General features: G+C 65.0%; 12 protein-coding genes and 1 pseudogene. 7 read left to right on the top strand and 6 right to left on the bottom strand.

Annotated features, from left to right (window positions below):
• Positions 1–173: 173 nt before the first annotated feature.
• Entirely contained in the window at positions 174–3,146 is a 2,973-nt protein-coding gene (locus VED21_RS27425; RefSeq protein WP_324888073.1) for a Tn3 family transposase, read from the bottom strand.
• A gap of 99 nt (positions 3,147–3,245) precedes the next feature.
• Here VED21_RS27425 and VED21_RS27420 point away from each other — a divergent pair, with 99 nt between their 5' ends.
• From VED21_RS27420 to VED21_RS27390, 7 genes and pseudogenes are all read left to right on the top strand, one after another.
• A complete protein-coding gene (locus VED21_RS27420; protein ID WP_324888071.1) occupies positions 3,246–3,881 on the top strand; it encodes a recombinase family protein in 636 nt (211 codons plus the stop codon).
• Positions 3,829–4,776 carry an IS630 family transposase gene (locus tag VED21_RS27415; RefSeq protein WP_324888069.1) on the top strand — a complete coding sequence of 316 codons (948 nt, stop codon included), beginning with the start codon at positions 3,829–3,831 and terminating at the stop codon, positions 4,774–4,776. Before VED21_RS27420 ends, VED21_RS27415 begins: the two co-directional genes overlap by 53 nt.
• Positions 4,777–5,089: 313 nt before the next feature.
• Positions 5,090–6,277 (top strand): sensor histidine kinase, encoded by a 1,188-nt coding sequence (locus VED21_RS27410; RefSeq protein WP_324888067.1) that lies wholly within the window; start codon positions 5,090–5,092, stop codon positions 6,275–6,277.
• 270 nt (positions 6,278–6,547) lie between these two features.
• Positions 6,548–8,977 (top strand): methyl-accepting chemotaxis protein, encoded by a 2,430-nt coding sequence (locus VED21_RS27405; RefSeq protein ID WP_324888065.1) that lies wholly within the window; start codon positions 6,548–6,550, stop codon positions 8,975–8,977.
• A 115-nt stretch (positions 8,978–9,092) separates the two neighbouring features.
• On the top strand, positions 9,093–9,719 hold the full coding sequence (locus VED21_RS27400; RefSeq protein ID WP_324888063.1) for a hypothetical protein: 627 nt from the start codon (positions 9,093–9,095) through the stop codon (positions 9,717–9,719).
• Between the two features lie 134 nt (positions 9,720–9,853).
• Complete coding sequence (locus VED21_RS27395; protein WP_324888061.1) at positions 9,854–10,621, top strand: IS6 family transposase; 768 nt, start codon at positions 9,854–9,856, stop codon at positions 10,619–10,621.
• A pseudogene (locus VED21_RS27390) lies at positions 10,609–13,404 on the top strand (Tn3 family transposase); the annotation flags it as partial. The gene VED21_RS27395 and the pseudogene VED21_RS27390, both read left to right, overlap by 13 nt.
• 291 nt (positions 13,405–13,695) lie before the next feature.
• Here the strand turns inward: VED21_RS27390 and VED21_RS27385 are convergent.
• The 5 genes from VED21_RS27385 to VED21_RS27365 form a co-directional block, all read right to left on the bottom strand.
• A complete protein-coding gene (locus tag VED21_RS27385) occupies positions 13,696–14,997 on the bottom strand; it encodes a methyl-accepting chemotaxis protein (RefSeq protein WP_324888057.1) in 1,302 nt (433 codons plus the stop codon).
• Positions 14,998–15,230: 233 nt separating this feature from the next.
• The gene (locus VED21_RS27380; RefSeq protein ID WP_324888055.1) at positions 15,231–15,440 is read right to left on the bottom strand and encodes a hypothetical protein; all 210 of its coding nucleotides are present in this window, start codon (positions 15,438–15,440) and stop codon (positions 15,231–15,233) included.
• Positions 15,441–16,052: 612 nt separating this feature from the next.
• Positions 16,053–19,109, bottom strand: coding sequence for a bifunctional diguanylate cyclase/phosphodiesterase (locus tag VED21_RS27375; protein WP_324888053.1), 3,057 nt, complete (start codon positions 19,107–19,109; stop codon positions 16,053–16,055).
• Between the two features lie 95 nt (positions 19,110–19,204).
• Positions 19,205–21,175 (bottom strand): HAMP domain-containing methyl-accepting chemotaxis protein, encoded by a 1,971-nt coding sequence (locus tag VED21_RS27370; RefSeq protein ID WP_324888051.1) that lies wholly within the window; start codon positions 21,173–21,175, stop codon positions 19,205–19,207.
• 113 nt (positions 21,176–21,288) lie between these two features.
• Positions 21,289–22,530: HAMP domain-containing methyl-accepting chemotaxis protein (locus VED21_RS27365; RefSeq protein ID WP_324888049.1), on the bottom strand; the 1,242-nt coding region annotated here is incomplete at its 5' end.

Below are 22,530 nucleotides of genomic sequence, written 5' to 3'. Positions count from 1 at the left end.
GGGCACCGTCAACTTGTTGATCACCCATTTGCCGGGGCGGGCCGTGCGGGGTATGGGACGGCATGACGACGCACCCCGATCCCCGCTACGCCGGCTACCGCTATCCCGCCGAGATCATCGCGACGGCGGTTTGGCTGTACTTCGGGTCCGTTCAAGATACGTGTAAAAAGTGGTCACAAGGGCACGTCGAAGGGAAGGGGCATCGGATTGAGCGGCTCCGGCAGGTCGTTCATGTCGAGGACGTATTGGCCGAAGCGGCGGACGTGCTCGCGCATGTAGGGGCTGAGGCGGCCGACGAGGTCCGGGGTAACGGCGATGCCGTCCGCGGCCATGGAGGACAGAACCGCGGTCAGGTCGGTGACGTTGGACAGCATGATCGTGTTGGCGACGAGGCTGGCGTATTTGAGCTGCTTGTCCTGCTCGACCGGATCGCCGCTCTTGATCACCGGTCCGCCGAAGGAGACCCAATCGAGAAAGTCGTTGTAGGATTCGATTTTGGTCGTCTCGGCGCGGATGCTCTGGCGGATGTCCGCGTTGGAGATGAAGCGTAAAAGAAAGAGCGTGCGCTCAACCCGGCCCAGCTCGCGGAACGCCCGGGACAGGCGGTTCTTCCGGCTGTAGGTGCCGAGCTTGCGCAGCAGCATCGACGGCAGAACCCGGCCGGCCTGGATCGAGAGCGCCACCTGCATCATGTCCGGCCAATGCTTGGTGATCAGCGCCCAGTCGATCTCGCGGCTGAACAGGGCGTCGATGTGCCGGTATCGGACGGCGTTGTCCGGGCGGTAGAAGGCGACGTCGGCCCAGCTGCGCATGCGGGGCATCAGCGTGATGCCCAAAAGGCGGCACAGACCGAAGACAGGCTCGCTTTGCCCCTGGGTATCCGCATGAAGGGTATCCGGCTGCAGGACGGATCGGTTCTTCAGAAGGGCGTCAAGGATGTGGACCGCCTCCCAGACGCCGCAGGGAATGAAGGTGGTGAACAGCGCGATGTAGCTGTCGGCGATGTGGTGGTAAGCGATGCCGCCGTAGCCGCCATACCGGATGTGGCGGGAACCGAGCAGGTTGTTCTCGCGGAGTTTCACGTGCGTGCCGTCGGCAATCGCCGCCCGGCCGTCGCCCCAACAGCGTGGCAGCCCGAAGCGGGTGTATTGGCCGATCACGTCGGCCATCGCGGCTTCCAGCTTGTCGGCGTTAATGTGCTGGGCGTTGATCCGGCGCAGCGCCTGCGCGGTGGCAATGTCGGGCGCGTGGCGGGCGGTCTGGACGGGACCGAGATTGCAGCCGTAGCCAAAGACAGCGAAGAGGTAGCGCTGCACGGCGTTGGCCAGCTTGGGAGCGGAACCGGACGGCGGGCCGAAGTGGCGGGTGTAACCGCTCCAGTGCTCGGTGTGCTTGAGAATGTCGAGCAGATGGCGTTCGGGCATGCGGGCGCGGATCTCCCGTTCGAAGTCCGCCAGGCTGTCCGGCTCGCGGGCCGCCCGCGGCTTTTTCAGGTGGGGGGTGCCGTCGGCGTCGAGCGACAGCTCGGTGTTGTCGGGGAAGCCGGCGTCCACATCGGCGGCGGTTCGGGTCAGCTCATCCTTGAGCCGGGCAACGAACGCCTCGGCGCTTTCCGGCATGTCCAGGAGACGGCAGTAGCCGGCCAGCCGTGGCGCACACTCCGGCCAGGGCAGCAGCTGGTCGCGGTAGTCGGCGAACGCCTCGGCGCCGATGACGTACACATCCCCGGCCTGAAGGGCGTCGGCCAGGTGAATGAAGACGCAGACCTCCAGGGCGCGCCGGTCGATGGCTGCACTCCCCGATCCGCCTTTGACGACGAAGTTGCGCCACCGCTGCGAGGCGAAGCCGAGGTCGAGGTCGCACGGCAGGTCGTCGCGGCGCGACTGGCGGTGCTCCGCAACCATCGCCAGCGCGTCCAACAGGCTGCGGTCCTGGGTCGCGGACCGGATGTCCATCAGGTCGACCAGGCGGAACAGCAGGCTGCGGGTGCGGGCATGGATGGGCCAGAGCAACGGCAGGTCGTTTTTGCCGTGCCACGCGGTGACGGTCTCGCACTGCTCGGTGAGGCGGTCGATGCCGCCTTGCTCGGTCAGCAGGGTCCGGACGTGCTGTCCAAAAGCGGCGTCGGCTTTCTCGGTTTTCGCCGTGGCGAGCACGCGTCCGAAAAGGCCGATCAGCCGCTCTTCAAGCTCGCGGTTCTCGTCCTGGAGAGCGGCGAGCCTTTCCTTGGCCGCCGCCTGGGTGCGCCGAACGCGGCGGATCAGCATCTCGATCAACTCGTCGCGGCAGCGGGTGCGGGCTTGGCGGATCAGGCTGAGCAGCAGGGTGTGCCGCTTGCCCCGCTGGCTCATGTCCAGAAGCTCACCGGGTTCCAAGGCGGCGGCTTCCGCCGCGAACTGGCGGAGCTTGGTGTGGGAAATCCCCTCCAGCAACGGTCCGGGAACGGGCAGACCGGTCAGCCAGGCGAGGCGGTCGGTCCACAGGGCGATCGTTTCGAAACGCGCCGGCCCGGGCGTCTGCTTGAGGCGATTGAAGGGCGTGGTGGCGCCGTCGGGCGGCACGATCAGCAGCGTGTCGAGCGCCGCCATGCTTTCCGCCGACAGCCGCGCCGCGACCCGCTCGTACATCCGCTCGTGAACCCGGCCGCGCAGGTGGTTGACCAGCCGGTCGAGCGTGCTGAACGCCGGCAAGTCGATCTGCGCGCCGCGCAGCGCCTCGATGGCCCGGTTGATCAGGTCGGCGGGGTCGCTCATGGTTTCGGCCGCTTCGAGCACGGTGCTCGTGACCAGGGCCTCTCCGGCATCGGGATAGGACGCGGCACCGAGATGGGCGCGCACCGCCGCCCGGTAGCGGCAAAGGGTCTTCTTCCCGCTATCCTCGGGCAGGAGAGGCGGAGGAGCCATCAAACCGAGTTGCTTGGCCAGATGCGTGACGATGCCGGCATCGACCTCTTCGAGCCCCGGAAAGGCCCCGAGGTCGAGGCGCGTCTTCAGGATCGTCGCCAGCGTCAGGCGGCCCACCTGTCCGCGAGCGGTTGCCCGCAGGAAGGCATGATCCGCCTCGGTCAAGTCATACCGGGTCTGCAGTTCCTCGCGCGTCAACCGCTCCCCCGGGCGCGGGTAAGCGGTGCGGTCCATGGCCGTCATTGGGGTGTCCGGAAAAGGGGGCGCCGGAGGGGCGCAAAGGCGGGTAGGATTTCAAGGGGATAGGGAGTATCGATTCCCTGTCCGCAAAGGAATGCCTTGTTGGACGGGACCATTATGCCTCCTGGCCGCCGCACCGCGCTGTACCTGCGCGTCTCGACCGCCGATCAGAAGCCGGACCTGCAATACGACGATTTGCGCGGCTACGCCGAACGGGCCGGTCTGGTCATCGTCGGCGACTACTGCGATGTCGCCGTGTCCGGCCGTCACGAAGGACGCCCGCAGCTGAACGCGCTGATGGCCGCCGCGCGAAAGCGTGAGTTCGACTGTGTGCTCGTCTGGAAGTTCGACCGCTTCGCCCGCAGCACGCGCCACCTGCTGACGGCGCTGGAGGAATTCCGGCATCTCGGCGTGCGCTTCATCAGCGTCCAGGACCAGATCGACACCGACAGCCCTGCGGGCCGGGCCATGTTCACCATCGTCGGGGCCATGGCCGAACTGGAATCCGCGCTGATCAGCGAGCGCGTCACCGCCGGCATGAAGGCTGCCAAAGCCCGAGGCAAACACCTGGGTCGCCCGCCGATCCGCCGAGCGGTGGTCGCCGAGATCGAGGCGCTCGCCGCCTCAACCGACCTCAGCATCCGGCAGATCCACGAGAAAATCGGCGGCAAGGCCAGCCGCGGCCTTGTCGGAGAGATCACCAAGCGCATCCGTTCAGGACGGCCGACCGCCTTGTGACTACTTTTTACACGTATCTTGGACGGACCCGAACGAGGCCGGGGTTGAGGGGCTGGGTGACCTGCGCCGTTTCAACCCCGGCGCCAGACCGTTGCTCGACGCCGTTCATCGTGAGCGCCTGCGCGCCGATCTCGAAGACCTGCCACCCGATCGCGGCCTGTGGTCGGCGCGCAAGGTCGCCCAGTGGATCGCCGGCATGCTGGGGCGCTTGGTGCCTGTGCGCAGCGCGCTGAACTACCTGCACCGGCTGAACTTCACCCGGCAGGTGCCGCGGCCACGTCATGTCGGCGCCGATTGGGTGGCGCAGACGACCTTCAAGGCCCGGTTCCGGGCGCGCATGCAGGAGTTCCTCCACGCCGAACCGGAGCGCGCGCTGGAGGTCTGGGCCTTTGACGAACACCGCGCCGGCTTGAAGCCGGTGTCCCGGACCGTCTGGGCCCCGCGCGGACAGCGCCCCTCCGCCGCGGGCCAGCACCGCTTCCAGTGGCGCTATGTCTATGGCTTCGTCCGGCCCAGCCAGGGCGAGGTGGTCTGGTTCCTGGCCGACGCGGTCAACACGGCCATGTTCACCGCGATCCTCGCCGCCTTCGCCCGCGAGGTCGGGGCCGGGCCGGACAAGCGGGTGGTCCTCGTGCTCGATGGCGCCGGCTGGCACGTCGCCACCGACCTGATCGTTCCCGAGGGCATCGAGTTGCTGATTCTGCCGCCGTATTCCCCCGAGCTGCAGCCGGCCGAATGCCTGTGGCCCTTGCTCCGGGAAGCGGTCGCCAACGATCACATCGACGACCTCGCCAGCCTCGACCACGTCCTGGGCGACCGATGCAACGCCCTCACCGATGACCCAGATACCATCCGCAGCCGCACCCTGTTCCACTGGTGGCCGGCGTTCGCCTGAAAACTCCGACAAATCCCATCAGCAGAAGCATTCTCATGCCGTCCGTATCACTCGGTAGCGGGCCTTCGGGATTTTATGCCGGCGGGCCTCATTCACCTTGTAGGGCATGCGAACTCAGCAAACAGGAAAGGCCACTTCCATAACCCGCCGCTCCGCCATCCGCCAGCGCGACCTCGGCCCATTTCTGCACCAACGCCCCTCGATGCAACAAGGTGGTAGCGCTGCCCTATATCGCGCTTCGAGTTTACACTATGATCGAATGCGACTGATGTGGGAGGATTAGAGCACCACTAAACCCATGGGTCTACACGCCTTGGCTGACATCCTGTTCGCATCGCTCTTCGATACGTCCAATCTGTCGCCTCATGGCTTCTGCCTTCTCTGGCAGCCTGGCCTCATTTGGCTCCACGTGATTTCCGACACACTGACCGCGCTGTCCTACTACTCGATCCCTGCCGCGCTGGTCTGGTTTGTCCGAAAACGCCGAAACCTTGAGTTCGGTTGGGTCTTCTGGCTCTTCGCAGCGTTCATCGTTGCCTGCGGCACCACACATCTGCTGAGCATCTGGACGCTCTGGAACGCAGATTACGCCTTACAAGGAATGGCCAAGGCCTTCACCGCGGTTGTGTCCGTTCTCACCGCGATTGCGCTGTGGCCGCTACTTCCGCGCGTGTTGGCGATGCCGAGTCAGACGGAACTGCGTGAGCTGAATGACACTCTTCAAAGAGAGATCGAAGGGCACCGTTTGACCTTGAGCCGGCTGCATGCCGCTAAGGAGCGGGCCGAGCAGGCCAACAAGGCAAAGTCCACTTTTCTCGCGAACATGAGCCATGAGCTGCGCACCCCGCTCAATGCCATCCTTGGCTTCTCCGAGGCGCTGTCAAAAGAGTTCTTCGGCAAGCTCAATGAAAAACAACACGAATACGCCACCTACATTCACCGCAGCGGGGCTCACCTGCTGAAAATCATCAATGACATACTTGACCTTTCCAAGGTTGACGCCGGTCGGCTTGAACTGGTGCGCGAACCCGTTGATGTGGTCGAGTTGGTCATTGCTTCAGTCAACCTAATCCGCCCCAAGGCCGAGGAGCACGGTGTTACCGTGGAAACCGAGCTCGCCCCTGATCTGCCGATGATCGAGGCCGACGATCTGCGCTTGCGCCAAATTGTACTCAACCTACTGTCCAACGCCATCAAGTTCACGCCCCCTGCGGGCAGCATTCGTGTGAGCACCCGTGCCCTCAATGACCACCAGCTGGAGATCGTAGTCAGCGACACCGGCATCGGCATGGCACCACAGGACATCCCACGCGCGTTGGAAATGTTCACCCAGGTGAACAACACGCTGACGCGTATGCACGATGGAACGGGCATTGGACTGCCGCTGTCAAAAGCCTTGGCCGAGCTGCACGGCGGCCGGTTGGAGATCGACAGCGAGCCTGGGCGCGGCACCACGGTCACGGTCCAGTTGCCCATAGTGCCGGCTCCCGTTACAGCGTAACCGCCGGATAGCCCACGGGCGCAGGGAAACCAGCCAGAGTTTGTAAAGGAACATTTTCCCCACGACGAGCCTGCCGCGCGGCTTCCCCTGAGCCATGCGACTAGCTGATAGCTGAGCCGCTTCGGCAAGCAAAATCACTAACCAAGCCTTAAGATCTATAACTTTAGGCTGGCGCCTTGGAAGGGTATGGGCGCCTTAATTCCCATTCCCGCGCGCCATGGCGGTGGCCTGCCCCCCCCAAGCGCGCCCTCGCTGTTGGGAAGAGTGATAATGCAGCAAGCCAGCTTTGCCGGCCGCTTCAAAGTGGCAACGCGGATCTCCAGTGGTTTTCTTTCGGTCCTGGTGCTCCTGGTGGTGCTCGTCACTCTCGGCGTGCAGGCTATGAGCACTGCCGAGAAGCAGTTTGGCGATTACGCCTCCGTCGCCAACGGCACGCTTCAGGTGTCGGAGATCGTCGGCAACCTTTCCGATATGCGCCGAAACGCGCTGGCCTTCTCCAATACCGGCGATGACTTGGCGCAGAAGAGCGTTCTGGAACTTCAGGAGAGGCTGAAGGCAAGCCTTGGCACGGCCATCACGCAGGCCAGCGATCCTACGCGGCGCGCGAGCCTTGAGCGGATGAGCAGCATCCTCGAAACTTACTCTCAACAGTTTAACAAGATGTCTCAGGCTCGCGATAAGCGTGATGACCTGATGTACAACGTGCTGACCCCCGTTGGCGAAGGTGCCCGCAAGGAGTTGGCCGACGTCTTCAAGTCGCTGAAGGACCGGAACGAGGTCCAGGCCGCGACGTTGGCCGGTACGGCGGTGGAAGACGTGCTGACGATGCGCCTTTTCGCGGCACGTTTCCTAATCGACTATGAGGTGAAGTGGGTTGAGCAGTTCCGTCTACGCGCGGGACAGCTGATCGCCAACGTCGAGCTTCTCCAGGCGCAGTTGCAGGATCCGACGCTGAAGAAGCAGGCTGCCGACGCGCTGGATGCCGCCCGCAAGTATCTCCCGGCGTTCAACGACACCGTCCAGGCGGTCAACGAGACCAACCGGCTGGTCGCCCAAATGGGCAAGGATGTTGCCGAGTTCGCTCAAGTCGCCGAGGCGACCAAGACGACGGCGCTCGATGCACTAAGCAAGACCAAGGAGGCCATCGATACCGGCCTGCGGAGCACCAGCACCACGAACATCACGGTCGGCATCACCGCCGTGCTGATCGGTCTGCTGCTGGCGTGGCTGGTGGCGCGTTCGATCGTGAAGCCGGTCCGCGCGATGACCGAAACCATGACCAACCTCGCCCATGGCGATCTGATGGTGACGATCCCGGCACTCGCTGATAGGGACGAGATCGGCGCGATGGCGCAGGCAGTGCAGGTGTTCAAGGACAACGCTATCGAAAAACAGCGCATGGATGAGGCCGAGCGTGCGCGCCTAGAGAACGAGCGCCGCGCCGCCGAGGAGCAGCGTGCCCGCGAGCAGGCCATCGGCCAGGAGATCGCCGCGCTGATCGACGGCGTTTCGAAGGGTGATCTCGCCCGCCGCCTCGATCTGGAGGGCAAGGACGGCTTCTACCGGACCATGTCGGAGGGCATCAACCGCCTGACCGATACGGTGGAGGGCGTCATCGCCGACCTCGGCACCGTGCTGGGCGCGCTGGCGCAGGGCGACCTGAACACCCGCATCGACAAGGACTACCAGGGCGCCTTCCAGCGCCTGAAGACTGACGTCAACGCCACCTCCACCAAGCTGGCCGAAATCGTCGGCCAGATCTCTCAGGCCGCTGATGCTATGGCTGCTGCCGCTTCAGAGGTCTCCATGGGCTCGACTGACTTGGCCGAGCGCACCGAACAGCAGGCCTCCAGCTTGGAGGAGACCGCCGCGAGTATGGAAGAGCTGGGCGCGACGGTACGCTCGAATGCGGAGAATGCCCAGCGCGCCAACCGCATGGCCGCTGATGCCAAGAAAGTCGCCGAGAGCGGTGGTGCGGTAGCAGGATCGGCTGTAGACGCCATGCGGCGCATCGAAGGCGCATCACGCAAGATCACCGACATCATCGGCGTCATTGACGAGATTGCCTTCCAGACCAATCTGCTGGCGCTCAACGCCGCAGTGGAAGCGGCTCGCGCCGGTGATGCCGGTCGCGGCTTTGCCGTGGTGGCCCAGGAGGTGCGCACCCTCGCCCAGCGTTCGGCCCAGGCGTCCAAGGAGATCAAGGCGCTGATCATGGACAGCGACGGCCAAGTGAGGGATGGTGTCGAATTGGTCGGCAAAGCCGGGGGCGCACTGGAAGGCATTGTCTCTGGTGTCCATCAGGTCGCCAATTTGATCGCCGAAATGGCCACCGCGTCGGGCGAGCAGGCTGCGGCGCTGGACGAGATTAATTCGGCCGTCGCGCAGATGGACGAGATGACGCAAAAGAACGCCGCGCTCGTCGAGGAGACCACCGCCGCCGCTCAGGCGATGGCCGGTCAGGCTGGCGATCTCAAAACGTTGGTCGGCTTCTTCAAGTTGGACCAGTCCGCGTCTGCCACCCGCTTGGCGTGGCAGGCCCCTACGGCCAAGCCGGCCGTTGTGACACATCCGACGGAGCCGCGGGCCATCAAGGCAACCCGGCCGGCCCCGAAACCCAGGGCCGCTGCGAAGATCGCTGCCGGCGGCACGCTCCGCCACACCGTTGACACTCCAGACGACGATTGGAAGGAGTTCTAAGGTTGTTTCGAGCTGAGGGTGTTGAGCAGAAATGCAGATCATAAGATCCGGATCGCCTTGTGGTTCAACATCACCAACGCCTTCCCTGTTTGTTGGGCGGGCGCTCCGGCTTGGGGTGATCAGCCCGTGTGCAAACGGGCTCTTCGCCTCCGACGCCAAGGCAGCTTTCGAGTTGATTACCGTTGCCCCGGCGGATTGTCGAACCGATCACGTCGATGCCGTGGTGCTCGGGTGGCGGAGTTCTGCCGAGCGAATAGCGCGCGAGGTGCGTCAGCAAGGCTACAAAGGCGCCTTGATTGCGGCGCTCGCAAAGCCGTCCTCAGCCGATGTCGTCTCTGCTTTGTCCAGCGGTTGTGATGATGCGCAGCGGTTCCCCACTGAACCGAGCGAGCTGGCTGTGCGCATTTCGGCTATTCGAAGGAGGATCGAGGGGGCGCTTACGTCTTCGACGATAATTAAGGTGGGGCGCCTGGAGATTGGCCGAGACGGGAGCGATCCTCGTATTGATGGCAAGCCACTGAAGGTCAGTCCGAACTGTGCCAAGGTCCTCGCTATCGTTGCCGAATCACCGCATCCTGTTCCTCTGGCCCGGATCGCCCTCGCGCTATACAGGGGAGATCCGCCGCCCTCCAAAACCGTCAATACCTATCTATGTATGCTGCGCGCGATTATGTCTGTTGCGACCGGAGAGGATCGATGGCTGAAACGTCATGATGGCGGATATGTGCTGTACAGGCCATAGGTGTGCCATCGCTGCATGGCAAATTCTTTTCAGATACGCTCATATCGGGTTTCGGGGTGTACCGCGGCCCGGGGCTCTGTTGCAAAGTTGGTCGGCATGCGGCGGAATGGCTGGACGCTGAAGGGAGCCAAGCCGTGTCGGACTTCAAGGGTCGCCACTTCGCGGGTGAGATCGTGCTCTGGGCGGTGCGCTGGTACTGCCGGTACGGCATCAGCTACCGCGACCTCGAGCAGATGATGGCCGAGCGCGGCGTCACGGTCGATCACTCGACGATTTACCGGTGGGTGCAGAAGTACGCGCCGGAGATCGAGAAGCGGCTTCGCTGGCAGTGGCGCTGCCCACGGTCGACCAGCTGGCGGGTCGACGAGACCTACGTGAAGGTGGGCGGCAGGTGGGCCTACCTGTACCGGGCCGTCGACAAGCATGGGAACACCATCGACTTCCACCTCTCTCCCACGCGAAACACCGCCGCTGCCAAGCGCTTCCTGTCCAAGGCGCTGAACGGCCTGAAGGACTGGGAGAAGCCGACGGTCATCAACACCGACAAGGCGCCGGCCTATGGGGCGGCCCTGGCGGAACTGAAGGCCGAGGGCAAATGCCCCGAGGAGACGGAGCACCGGCAGGTCAAGTACCTGAACAACGTGGTAGAGGCCGACCATGGCAAGCTGAAACAGCTGATCCGCCCGGTGCGGGGCTTCAAGACCCTGAAGACGGCCTACGCGACGATCAAGGGCTTTGAGGTGATGCGGGCACTCCGCAAAGGCCAAGCGTCCAGCTTCAACATCACTGGCGACATGCGGGGCGAGGCGCGCCTCGTCGAACGCGCCTTCAACGTCGGACCCTGCGTGCTCGCCGAGACCGTGCAGTTCATCAACCAGCAACTCGAACTCCAGGCCGCGTAGCATCGGCGGTGATGCGGGTAACCATCATCACGCGCCTGCAGGAAGAGTTTGCAACAGAGCCCCTTGGCCACTATCGCGACGGAAAGGCACGCTGGCACCACGCCGCCGAAATCCGACACGTCTACGGCTATCGCGAGTTCGCCGAGATGGCCGCGCAATGGCGGCTCCTGCGCTGGCTCTACGCGCTGTGCTGGACGGGGACCGACCGGCCGACCGCTCTGTTCGACCAGGCGACGGCTTGGCTGGTGGCGCACAAGGTGCTGCTGCCGGGGGCGAGCGTGCTCGAACGGACCATCGCGCGGGTGCGGTCCCGCGCCAACAGCCGCCTGTGGCGCCTGCTGGCGGCCAGGGTCACCCCCGAGCAGAAGGCACGGCTCGACGCCCTGCTGGTGGTGCCGGAGGGCGGCCGGCAGAGTCCTCTGGACCGGCTCCGGTCGGGGCCGACCCTGCAAAGCACCAACGAGTTGGTGCGTGCGATCGAGCGCCTCGACGAGGTGCGTCACCTCGCGGCCGGCTTGCCACGCACCGATCGGCTGCCGAAGACCCGTGTTCTGGCGTTGGCGCGCTTCGCCGGCGCCGCCAAGGCCCAGGCGGTCGCCCGGCTGCCCGACGAGCGGCGCGCCGCCACCCTGCTGGCGTTCCTCCGGGCGCTGGAGGCGAGCGCGCAAGACGACGTGCTCGACCTGTTCGACCTGCTCGTCACCCGGATGTTCGTCGATGCGGTCCGCAAAGGTCGGGAGGCGCGATTGCGCAGCCTGGGCGATCTTGACGCCGCCGCGCTCACCCTGAGCAAGGTCTGCGCCCTGGTGCTCGACGGTGCCGTCGGCGACGCCGATCTCCGGGCCGCGGTCTTCGCGGCCGTGCCCCAGGCCGCCCTTGAGACGGCCGTGGCGCAGGTGGACAGCCTGACCCGGCCGCCGGGCGATCCCTACTTCGACGAGCTGCTGGCGCAGCATCGCCGCATCCGGCGTTTCCTGCCGCACTTTGTGCGCGTCGTCGGCCTGGGCGCCATGCCGGCCGGTCGGCCGGTGCTGAAGGCCCTGCATCACCTCCGAAAGGTCGAGGACGGCGGCGCGCCGTGGCCCACCGAGTTCGTGCCGAAGTCCTGGGAACGCCGCGTGATTCCGAACGGCGTTGTCGATCGGCGCGCCTGGACCCTGTGCCTGATCGACCGGCTGCGCGGCGCGCTCCGGCGCCGCGACGTGTTCGCCATGTCAAGCCTGCGCTTCGCCGATCCTCGCATCGGCCTGCTCGACGGCGCCGCCTGGGAGGCCGCGCGGCCGACCGTGTGCCGCACGCTGGGGAAGTGTCAGAACGCGGCCGAGGAGATCGGCCGGCTGACCGAGCGGCTCGATCAGGCGTTCCGAACGGTGGCCGGCAACCTGCCGCGGAATGCCGGCGTCCGCATGGAACAGAATGGCGCCGACGAGGATCTGGTGCTGACCGGGCTCGACCGCCTCGACGAGCCGGCCAGCCTCGTCGCCCTGCGGAACGCCGTGACAGCGCGCCTGCCGCGCGTCGATCTACCGGAACTGCTGCTGGAGATCAACGCCCGTACCGGGTTCGCCGGCGCGTTCACCCACGCCAGCGAAGCCGAGGCGCGGGCGCGGGACCTTGGAACGACGCTGTGCGCCGTGCTGCTCGCCGAAGCGTGCAACACCGGTCTGGAGCCGCTGGTGCGTCCGGACCTGCCGGCGCTTCGGCGGTCGCGTCTGGGCTGGGTCCGGCAGAACTACCTGCGGGCCGAAACCCTGACCCAGGCCAACACCCGGCTTGTCGCCGCCCAGAACGGCATCGACCTGGCGCGGCGGTGGGGTGGCGGCGACGTCGCCTCCGCCGACGGGCTGCGCTTCGTGGTGCCGGTGCGCACCATCCACGCCGGCCCCAACCCGAAATACTTCGGCTCGGAGCGCGGCGTCACCTACTACAACCTCGTCTCCGACCAGTTCACCGGCCTGAACGCCATCACCGTGCCGGGCACCCTGCGCGACAGCCTGGTGCTGCTGAGCGTCGTGCTCGAACAGGAAACCGAGTTCGAGCCGACGGAGATCATGACCGATACCGGCGCCTATACCGACGTGATCTTCGGCATCTTCTGGCTGCTCGGCTACCAGTTCAGCCCGCGGATCGCCGATGTCGGCGGCACCCGGTTCTGGCGGGTCGATGCCGTGGCCGACTACGGCCCTCTCGACACGCTCGCCGCGCACAGGGTGAGGACGGACCTTATCGCCGAGCATTGGGACGATCTGCTGCGTCTGGCCGGCTCGCTCAAGCTGGGCCTCGTGCAGGCCGGCGGGCTGATGCGGACGCTCCAGACGAACGACCGGCCGACCCGGCTGGCGCGGGCGCTGGAGGAACTCGGCCGCATCGTCAAGACGCTCTACCTGCTGGCCTACATCGACGACGAAGCCTATCGCCGCCGCATTCTGAATCAGCTCAACCGGGGCGAGGGCCGCCACCAGCTCGCCCGCGTCGTCTTCCACGGCAAGCGGGGCGAACTGCGCCAGCGCTACCGGGAAGGCCAGGAGGACCAGCTCGGCGCCCTCGGCATCGTCGTCAACGCCATCATCCTGTGGAACACCATCTACATGGACGCCGCGCTGGACCAACTGCGGGCGGAAGGCTTCGACGTTCGCGACGAGGATGTGGCACGACTGTCGCCGCTCGCCCACGAGCACATCAACATGCTTGGCCGTTACGCCTTCACCCTACCCGAGCCGGTGGCCCGGGGCGAACTGCGGCCACTGCGTAGCCCGGCGGCCCTGGTCGACGAAGACACCTGAATCCGACTTTCTGTTCCGCTGATACTCGGACCCCCTGATCCAAGCCACCGCCGAGTTGACAGCGCCAAGCGACACCACTTTCGACGTGGAGGCCCCAAGGGATGCGCCGGCGCAACCGAAGGCCAACCACCTTGCCGCGCTGATGTAACGGAATCTGTGGATCGGCGTCGGCTCAGATCTCTATCGGCGTCCGCTTACCCCTTCTGGATCAATGGGCACCGTTAAAATACAATCGATTGCGGGAAATGCCCCTGTGCCAATGGAGGGGCATTGGCCCGCGCCGATTCACAATCAGGACGCTCTTAACGTCTCCAAAAAGGCGTCCACCTGGCTGCGCATGGCATCCGATTGACGGGACAATTCCGCTGACGATTCGATCATCGTCTTCGAGGCCACCGACGTCTGATTGGCGGCAACGCTCACGGAAGTCACGTTGCGTGAAATCTCCTCGTTGCCTGAGGCGGCTTGGGTGACGTTGACGGCGATCTGCTGCGTCGCCGCGGACTGCTGCTGGACAGCCGAGGCGATCACGGTCGAGATTTGATCGATGTGCCGAATGACCTCGCCGATGCCGCGGATGGCGGTCACGGTCTGGTTGGTCGCGCCCTGAATGTCGGCGATTTGGGTGCTGATGTCCTCGGTCGCCTTGGCGGTCTGGTTGGCCAGGGTTTTCACCTCGTTGGCCACCACGGCGAAGCCCTTGCCGGCCTCCCCGGCGCGGGCCGCCTCGATGGTGGCGTTCAGCGCCAGCAGGTTGGTCTGGCTGGCAATGCTCTGGATGAGCTTGATGACGTCGCCGATCCGTTGCGCCGCCTGGGCAAGGCTGTCGACGGTAGCCCCCGTCTGCTCGGTTTGAACGACCGCGTCGCGGGCGATGGTGACCGACTGCTCGACCTGCAGGCTGATTTCCGAGATCGACGCCGACAACTCCTCGGTTGCCGATGCAACGGCCTGGACGTTGGCCGCCGTTTGCGTCGCCGTCGAAGCGACGGTCGCGCTTTGGCTGGTCGTCTGTTCGGACAGGGTTCCCAGCTGGCGGGCGACGGATTGCATTTCGGTCGACGCGGTGGCAACGCTCTGTACCGCTCCCTTCACCGTCGCCTCGAAGTTGGCGGCAAGCACCAGCGCGTGCTGCTTCATTTCCTCTTCCGCGTGGATGTCGATCAGGGAGCCGCAGGCCCGCAACGCCTGCCCCTGCGCACCGCGCTTGCATCCGCCGATGGCGCGGAACCAGCGGTAGGACCCGTCACGCATCTTGAGGCGATAGCGGACATCGTAGGGGGTGCGGCCGGTCTTGTCGGCAAGAAAGCGGGCAAAGGCGTCGAAGGTCGGCGCCACGTCGTCCGGATGCAACCGATCCGACCAGCTGTTCATCCGGTTCGGGAAGTCCGCCTCACTCTCGAACCCGAGAAGGCGCCGGAGTTGGGCCGACCATGTCCACCGGCTTTGCGGATGCGCGGGATCTCCATCGTGCACGACAGCATCCCACAAACCGACGCCCGCCTGACTGCCGAAAAGCTCCAGCACTTGCACGGCCTCGGCGGCCCCGGATTCCGTATGCAGGTCTCTGCGACCAAACAATTTCTGCAACATCGTTTCCCTTTCAAAATTTCGCGTAAGCCGTGGCGATCAGATCTTGCCACATAGTTACGATGCTATTCTGTATAGACACTATCATAACAAGGCAAACAAACCATTGCCGGATTTGGTGTTTTTGTGTGGCATCGCGTCGCAGCGCGATGAGGCAGGCGCCCCCACCGATGAACCGAGCGTCCACGGGTCCCGCCTGTTCAAGACGCTGACGCAAGACATCCTTCACACTCCCATCACGTCGACGGTGCCGGAGTGAGCGCTCCATCACCCCCAGATCCCTCGCCAAATCCTGCCTGCCGGAGGTGGGTCCGGGCACTGGCGATGATGCGATTGTTGATGTCCATTTGGGTCCGGAAATCGACAGCAATGCCGCGGACACAGATGCTTGACAGCAATTCCTCCGCAACGCCCAGTGCTGTCAGCTGCTTTGCAAGTTCATCCATGACTTCAGAGTCCCCATGGCATGACGATAAGATTCGGAATTCGGGTCTTGCACCCTGCGCAAATGTTTGGTTTAGGGAGGAGAGACCATCAATAGTCTTCTGATTATTCAGAATTATCATGTTGCCGGCCGTTATGCAGGGCTGCCAAGCCATTCGGAAGCGGGTTCGTTCTCAATGCCGCGACCGGGAGCACACCGCGCCTGGAGCAGGGTACGGTGCATCGCGTTGCGCGGCATATACAGGTCCACCATTGGCACATCGGCCAAATCAGTGGCGTCCAGGGCGAAGCCTCCCACCAGGGGCGGCACCGACGCGATATCGGCGTCTGCCGAGCACTGAGCGGACTGAGTGCGCAATGAAATGCCCTTCCTGAACAGAACGAAAATGCGGCATAAAATGAACCTCAACCACAAGTACGCGCCCTGTATTGTCTCACGACAACTCCCCAAGGTACGCTCTGGTAATTGGTGAAAACCGGCATCCCCCCTACGGTCTCCGCCATTTCTATGACATATCCGTCGACTTCTCTCTTTTGTTTTGGCAATCGTTGCGCTGAAAGGACTTGACAGTTTAGGCGCTACGTTGGTGAGGGACACGACTGGGAACCGATCGTTACCCGGTAGCCATCAAAGGCCACGTCCAGCCTTCCGCGTCCTGGCCAAACATGGCCGGCCCACCGTCAGAACGGATTGCTTTCCCAGAGGCGGCCAAAGCCATCAGTGCACCAAGCGATACCGGTGGAGACACATAATAACCTTGCACCAAGTCGCAGCCGCAGCACGCCAGAAGCTCCAGGTGCTCCTTCCGCTCGACACCCTCCGCGATGATTTTGCGGTTGAATTTATGCCCAATCTTAACAATTGTTTCAACGAGCCAAACGTCGTCCTGATTGATGTGAACATCACTCACAAAAGAACGATCAATCTTCAAGGTCCGAACAGGAAGCCTTTTCAGATATGAAAGGGAAGAATACCCAGTGCCGAAGTCGTCTATCGACAGTTCGATCCCCACGTCCCGGAGCCCCTGCACCGTTGCCCACGTCTGCTGGTCATCAGTCAGCAGCAGCCCCTCGGTTACCTCCAACTCCAGTCGATCCGGTGGAAAGCCGGTTGCATCGAGTGACTCCAGAACGATTTTTAGGAAATCCGGGTGCTGGAACTGACGGACGGATACATTGACGGCAAGAGAAAGGTCTTGGGCAGCGTGTTGGCGCACAGACACCATTTCATGGCACGCGGTGCGCAGCACCCAGCCGCCGATCTCGGAAATGAGACCGCTCTCCTCGGCGAGCGGAATGAAGCGGCCAGGAGATACGAGCCCGAGATGCGGATGCCGCCAGCGCACGAGGGCTTCACATCCAACGATGCCGAGTGTGCCGGTATCCGCAATCGGTTGGTACTCGAGCAGCAGCTCGCCACGTTGGCTGGCGCCCCTCAGGTCCCACTCGAGACGCGTCCGCTCTTCCATCTCGCGCGAGAGTTCGGGACTGTACAGCCGATAGGTGTTGTTGCCGCCTGATTTTGCCGCGTGCATGGCACTGTCGGCGCCACGCAGCAAGTCCTCGGCGGTCGTCCCGTCCTCGGGGAACAAGGCGATCCCGATGCTGGCGGATACACAGAGCTGGCGGTCGCCGACAGTGATCGGCCTGATCAGGTTCGCCAGGATCCGTTTGGCGACGCCTTCCGCGGTGTCCCGGCGGTCGATGTCGCCCAGCACCACGGTGAACTCGTCTGCCCCCAGGCGGGCCACCGTGTCCACCTCACGTACACTGGCTTGCAGTCGGCGCGACACGTCGACGAGAAGGATGTCCCCGGCCTGATGGCCGAGCGTCTCGTTGACGGACTTGAAGTTGTCGAGGTCGATGTACAGCACGGCGGCGCGGCCGCTACGGCTGCCGGCCTCGCGGAGGGCGGTGTCGAGGCGTTGGGAAAACAGCATCCGGTTGGGCAGCTCCGTCAGGGCGTCGTAATGCCCGCGGCGCCACGCCTCCTCCTGGGCGCGCACCAACTCGGTGATGTCGGTGCGGATTCCAATGCTACCGCCCTCCGCTGTCCGCCTCTCGCTGACCAGCACGATGCGGCCATCGGCAAGCTTCTGTTCGAACAGGTCGGCGGGAGCCCGATGGCGGTCCAGGCGATCCGCGATCCACGGCTCGGCGTTCGCGCCGACGTCGGCAAACTGGCCGCGCTCGACCGCGGCGCGGACGAGATCCTGGAAACGGGCGCCCGGCTTGATGAGGTCGGCGATCCCCGGATAGAACTGCCGGAAGCGCTCATTGCAGAGTACTACGCGGTCGTCCCCGTCGTACAGGACGAAGCCTTCGGAGATGTGCTCGATCGTGTCCTGAAGGCGCCGGGCGGCGCTGGCGGCCTGGCGGCGCAGTTCCAGCGTTTCGGACAGGTCGGCGGCGATGCCGACATAGCCGAACAGGGCCCCGCGCGCGTCGCGTAGCGGCGTGACGCCGAGAAGCGCGGGGAAGCGGCTGCCATCACTGCGGATGTACGTCCATGGCCGTTCGTCCCGCGACCCGGTGGCCGGCAGGCAGGAGAAGACCTCGAACCCGGTGATCCGGCGTCCGGCCGTGTCGCCGAGCTCGCGCCCGCGCTGGGCGACCTCCTCGGGATCGTGGAAGATCAGTGGCGTCGCCTTGCCGATCAGGTCGGCCCGACGGTAGCCCAGGGCACGCTCGGCGGCCGGGTTCATGTCGATGATGGTGCCGTCCGGGGCGGTGGCGATCATCAGATGGTTGGCGCCCTGGAAGATGGCGCGCTCGAAGGCCTCGATCCGGTGCCGGTCGTCGATCTCGGCGGCCAGCGCGGTGCCGGTTTCCAGGAGCTGACGGGTCCGCTCCTCGATCTTCCCTTCCAGCGCGCGGTGTGCCCGCGCCAGATCGAGGAAGAGGACTTGGTACGGGTTGGTGAGGGTGTGGACAACGGTCGCCCGGTACAGCAGGACGGCGCTCGCCGCCTTCAGAAGATGGCCCAGAAAGTGGACCGGCTCGAAAAGCTGGCCGTACAGCGTGAGACAGGCATCCGCCGCCGCGCTGACGGCGAGCACCAGCACGATCAGCCAACTGAATTCCCGCCCGATGGCGGTGCGGCGGTACAGGACGAGGACGAGCGTCGCCAGCTTCACGGCGACGCACACCAGCTCGGCCGTGATCTTGAAGGTCGTCAGGCCCGATCCCGGCCGGTAGCAGTCCGGGAAGATGCCCAGGTAAGCGATGGACGTCAGCAGGCCGGCGGTCACGGCGGCGTATCCAATGAACACGCGCCCCCAGCGAAGCTCGCGCCCTGCGGCCACAGCGGCCGACAGCATTGTCGCGGTTTCGAGCAACCGCGCGGCGATCCAGAGCTGGACCGAGACGTTCCCGCCATCGTCGGGAAACAGGCCCAGTCCCGGCATCGTCAGCGCGTGCAGCGCGTCGATGAGCCCGACGAACAGCACCCCGACCCCCAGCAGAGTGATGAACCCGTGATCGCTGAAGGAGCGCGTGTTCCAGGCCGTGGTGAAGGTGGCGAAGAGGACGGCAACGGTCAGCAGTTCCAGCACGGCGTGAAGAGCCAGCGCCGAATTCGTCGACGACATCTGGATGACGGTCGCCGCGAATGCGAAGGGAACGAGGACCAGATAGGTCGATGATTGCTGGTTCGCCGGCGCGATCATCATGATGCATGCTCCTCAGGGAGGCTGTTGGGCGCTCGGGGCCGTCGGGCCGGCGTATCCGCACCGGCCCGACGGCCGGTATCGTGCTGGGGTGATGGTCAGGCGGTGGCGATCTTGTGCAGGAACGCGCCGACTTCCGTCTTCAGCCGCTCGCCTTGCTGGGTGAGCTGGGTGGCGGCGTCGAGCACCTGCGAGGCAGCCGCGCCGGTCTCCACCGCCGCTTGGTTGACGCCCTCGATGTTGGTGGACACCTCGTTGGTGCCGGAGGCCGCCTGCTGAACGTTGCGGGCGATCTCCTGCGTCGCGGCCGTCTGCTCCTCCACGGCGGAGGCAATGGTGGTGGCGATCTGGTTGATGCGCCCGATGGTCGCGCCGATGCCACCGATGGCGCCGACCGTCTCGTCGGTAGCCGACTGGATCGTGGCGATCTGCACGGCGATCTCGTCGGTCGCGCGGGCGGTCTGGTTGGCCAGCGCCTTGACCTCGCTGGCGACGACAGCGAATCCCTTGCCGGCCTCGCCGGCCCGCGCCGCCTCGATGGTGGCGTTCAGCGCCAGCAGGTTGGTCTGGCTGGCGATGTTGGTGATCAGGCTGACCACCTCGCCGATCTTCCTGGCGGCGTCGGACAGGCCCTGGACGGTGGCGTTGGTGCGTTCGGCATCAGCGACCGCCGCGCTGGAGATCTGCGCCGATTCGGCGACCTGACGGGCGATCTCCTGGATGGAGCCGGACAGCTCCTCGGACGCGGCGGCGACCGTCTGAACGTTGGCCGTGGCCTGAGCCGACGCGGCGGCGACAGCGGACGCCTGCCGGGTCGTCTCCTCGGCGGTGGACGACATCGACTGGGCGCTGCCGCGCATCTGCATGGCCGACGAGGCTACCGCCGCGATCATACCAGTCACCGTGCGGTCGAACTCGGTGATGTGCGCCTCGATGGTGCGCTGGCGCTCCTCCTTGCGCTGCTGCTCGGCACGCTGTTCGGCCGCCAGCCGTTCGGCACGGATCATGTTCTCCTTGAAGACGACTAAGGCGCGCGCCATGTCGCCGACCTCATCGCTGTTGCCGGTCGCCGGGATGTCCACGGAGGTGTCGCCTTCGGCCAAGCGCCTCATGGTCGCGGTCATGGAGTTCACCGGCCTGGTGATGCTGCGCCCGATGAACCATGCCAACAGCGAGCCCAGCGCCAGGACGGCGGCGCCGATCGCGAGACCGTTGCGGACGGCGGCGGCGGAGCGCTCGTTGGCCGCCGTGAGCACGACGTCCATTGCGGTGGTCTGCGAGGCCTTGACGTCCTGCGCGACCTGGAAGAAGTCCTTTTCCACCTTGGCGAGCTGCTGCTTGACGAACCGGTCCTCGGTCGCCATCGCCTCGACAAGGGTTTTGAACGCCCCCCGGTAGTCGCGGCTCATGCGCGCGATCTCCTCGGCGGTCGCGGCGTGCGCGCTGGCGGCGCTGTCCGTGGACAAGCCATCCATAATCCGATCGAACTCGGCAAACTGTTTGTTTACCTCCTCCGCCAGGGCCGGGGTGCGCTCGGCAGTGTAGCGGCTGGCGAAGACGCGGCAGAGCAGGAAGCGCGCCTGGAGATCGGCGATGCGTGCAACGAGATGCATGTTCTCTTCCGCCAGAGCGGTTTTCGCCAACGTGTTGATCCGCTCGAACAGCTTGCCACCGGCGGGGGCCAGCCGCTCGGCGATGGTGCGGACGCGGTTGTCGCGCGCCTGCGCGACAGCCTCGATGGTCTCGTCATACCGTTGGAGAAGGTCGAGCATCCGGGCGAACATTTGGCGCCGCTCGACCGACTTGGTGTCGGCATGCCGGAGCTTGAGCTGGTCCTGCATATCGGCGATGAACTTCCGGGCGCGCTCCAGGGCCACCCTGTCGCCGGTATTGACGAAGGTCAGGGTTTGAACGCGTAAATCCGCTTCGCCACGGCTGATGTCCTGGACGCGCACGGCGTTCCCGGCGACCCAGGCATATTCGCTGAATGAAGTGGAGATGCCCCGCAGGGTGAAGGAGCCATTGGCAATGACAGCCGCGGTCGCGGCGATGATCAATACGAAGGCCAAGCCAATTCGCGCAGATATCTTGAATCGGGATAATGCAAACATGGGAGCTGTTCCTCACCTGAATGATTTTCTTTATTAACGTCACCCGCCGCGGCGGTGGGGCGTCGCGCAGGTCAAGCCGCCCGGATCCGCGCGATGAAGGCGTGCACCTCGCTCTGCATCTGGGTGGCCTGGGCGGCGAGGTCCGCCGCCGCGCCCAGCACGCCGTGCGCCATCTCGCCCGTTTCGGTCGAGGCCTGCGTGACGCCACCGATGTTGCTGGAGACGTCCCGCGTTCCCTCGGCCGCCTCTTGCACGTTGCGGGAGATCTCCGAGGTGGCAACCCCCTGCTGTTCGGCGGCGGAGGCGACGCCAGTCACGTTCTCGTTCATGAGCGTGATCATCCGGCCGATCTCCTGGATGGCCGCAACAGCCGCGGTTGTTGCTTCCTGCATCTCCTGGATCTGGACGCGGATGTCGTCCGTCGCCCGGGCGGTCTGGCTGGCCAGGCTCTTCACCTCGGACGCCACCACGGCGAACCCCTTGCCCGCGTCGCCGGCGCGCGCCGCCTCGATGGTCGCGTTGAGCGCCAGTAGATTCGTCTGCGACGCGATGTTCTGGATCAAGCCGATGATATCGCCGATCCGCTGCGCGGCGGCAACCAACCCGGCAACGGTCGCGTTGGTGTGCTCGATCTGCGCGACCGCCTCGTGCGCGATCCGTGAGGTGGAACTGATCTGCCGGGTGATCTCGCCGATGGACGCGACCAACTCCTCCGTGGCGGAGGCGACGGTCTGCACGTTGGCGGTCGCCTGCCCGGCCGCCGTGGCCACGGCCAGCGACTGAGAGTTGGTCTCCTCCGCAATGCCGGACAATCCTTGCGCGTTGGTCTTGAGCTGGTCGGCGCCGGCGGCCACGGAGGACGCGATGCCCGAAAGGGCCGCCTCGAACGCGTTGGCGATCTCCATGAGCTCCTGCTTGCGCGCCTGTTCGGCACGCTCCTCGTGCTCGCGTCGTTCCATCTCCAGGTTGGCGACCCTCTCCAGGTTGTCCTTGAAGAGCAGCAACGCCCGGCTCACTTGGCCGATTTCGTCCGGCCGCGCCACGTCGGGGATCTCGATCCGGTACTTGCCTGCCGCCAGTTGGTCGATAACCCCGACGGTTCGGGCCAGCGGACGGCGCACGGTCACGTAGGCGGTGATGCCCAGGCTCGCGGCGAGCAGCAGGACCGCGACGACGCTGCCGACGATCATACCGTCGCGGATGGCCGCGCTCGGCGCATACACCTTGTCCAGCGGCAGCGCGACCAGCAGGGCCCAAGGCATACCCGTTGAGCCGACGTGGATCGGGATCTGGTACGTCTGCACCTCTGAGTT

This window comes from Azospirillum sp. (genome assembly GCF_035627195.1).
Classification (GTDB): Bacteria; Pseudomonadota; Alphaproteobacteria; order Azospirillales; family Azospirillaceae; genus Azospirillum.
This window is presented reverse-complemented; position numbering and strand designations above follow the sequence as displayed.

What these genes read in the sequence shown, in the direction of transcription:
- VED21_RS27385 (WP_324888057.1), bottom strand. Translation starts at nt 14,997, where the DNA reads ATGTTGCAGAAATTGTTTGGTCGCAGAGACCTGCATACGGAATCCGGG.
- VED21_RS27425 (WP_324888073.1), bottom strand. Translation starts at nt 3,146, where the DNA reads ATGACGGCCATGGACCGCACCGCTTACCCGCGCCCGGGGGAGCGGTTG.
- VED21_RS27405 (WP_324888065.1), top strand. Translation starts at nt 6,548, where the DNA reads ATGCAGCAAGCCAGCTTTGCCGGCCGCTTCAAAGTGGCAACGCGGATC.
- VED21_RS27380 (WP_324888055.1), bottom strand. Translation starts at nt 15,440, where the DNA reads ATGGATGAACTTGCAAAGCAGCTGACAGCACTGGGCGTTGCGGAGGAA.
- VED21_RS27375 (WP_324888053.1), bottom strand. Translation starts at nt 19,109, where the DNA reads ATGATGATCGCGCCGGCGAACCAGCAATCATCGACCTATCTGGTCCTC.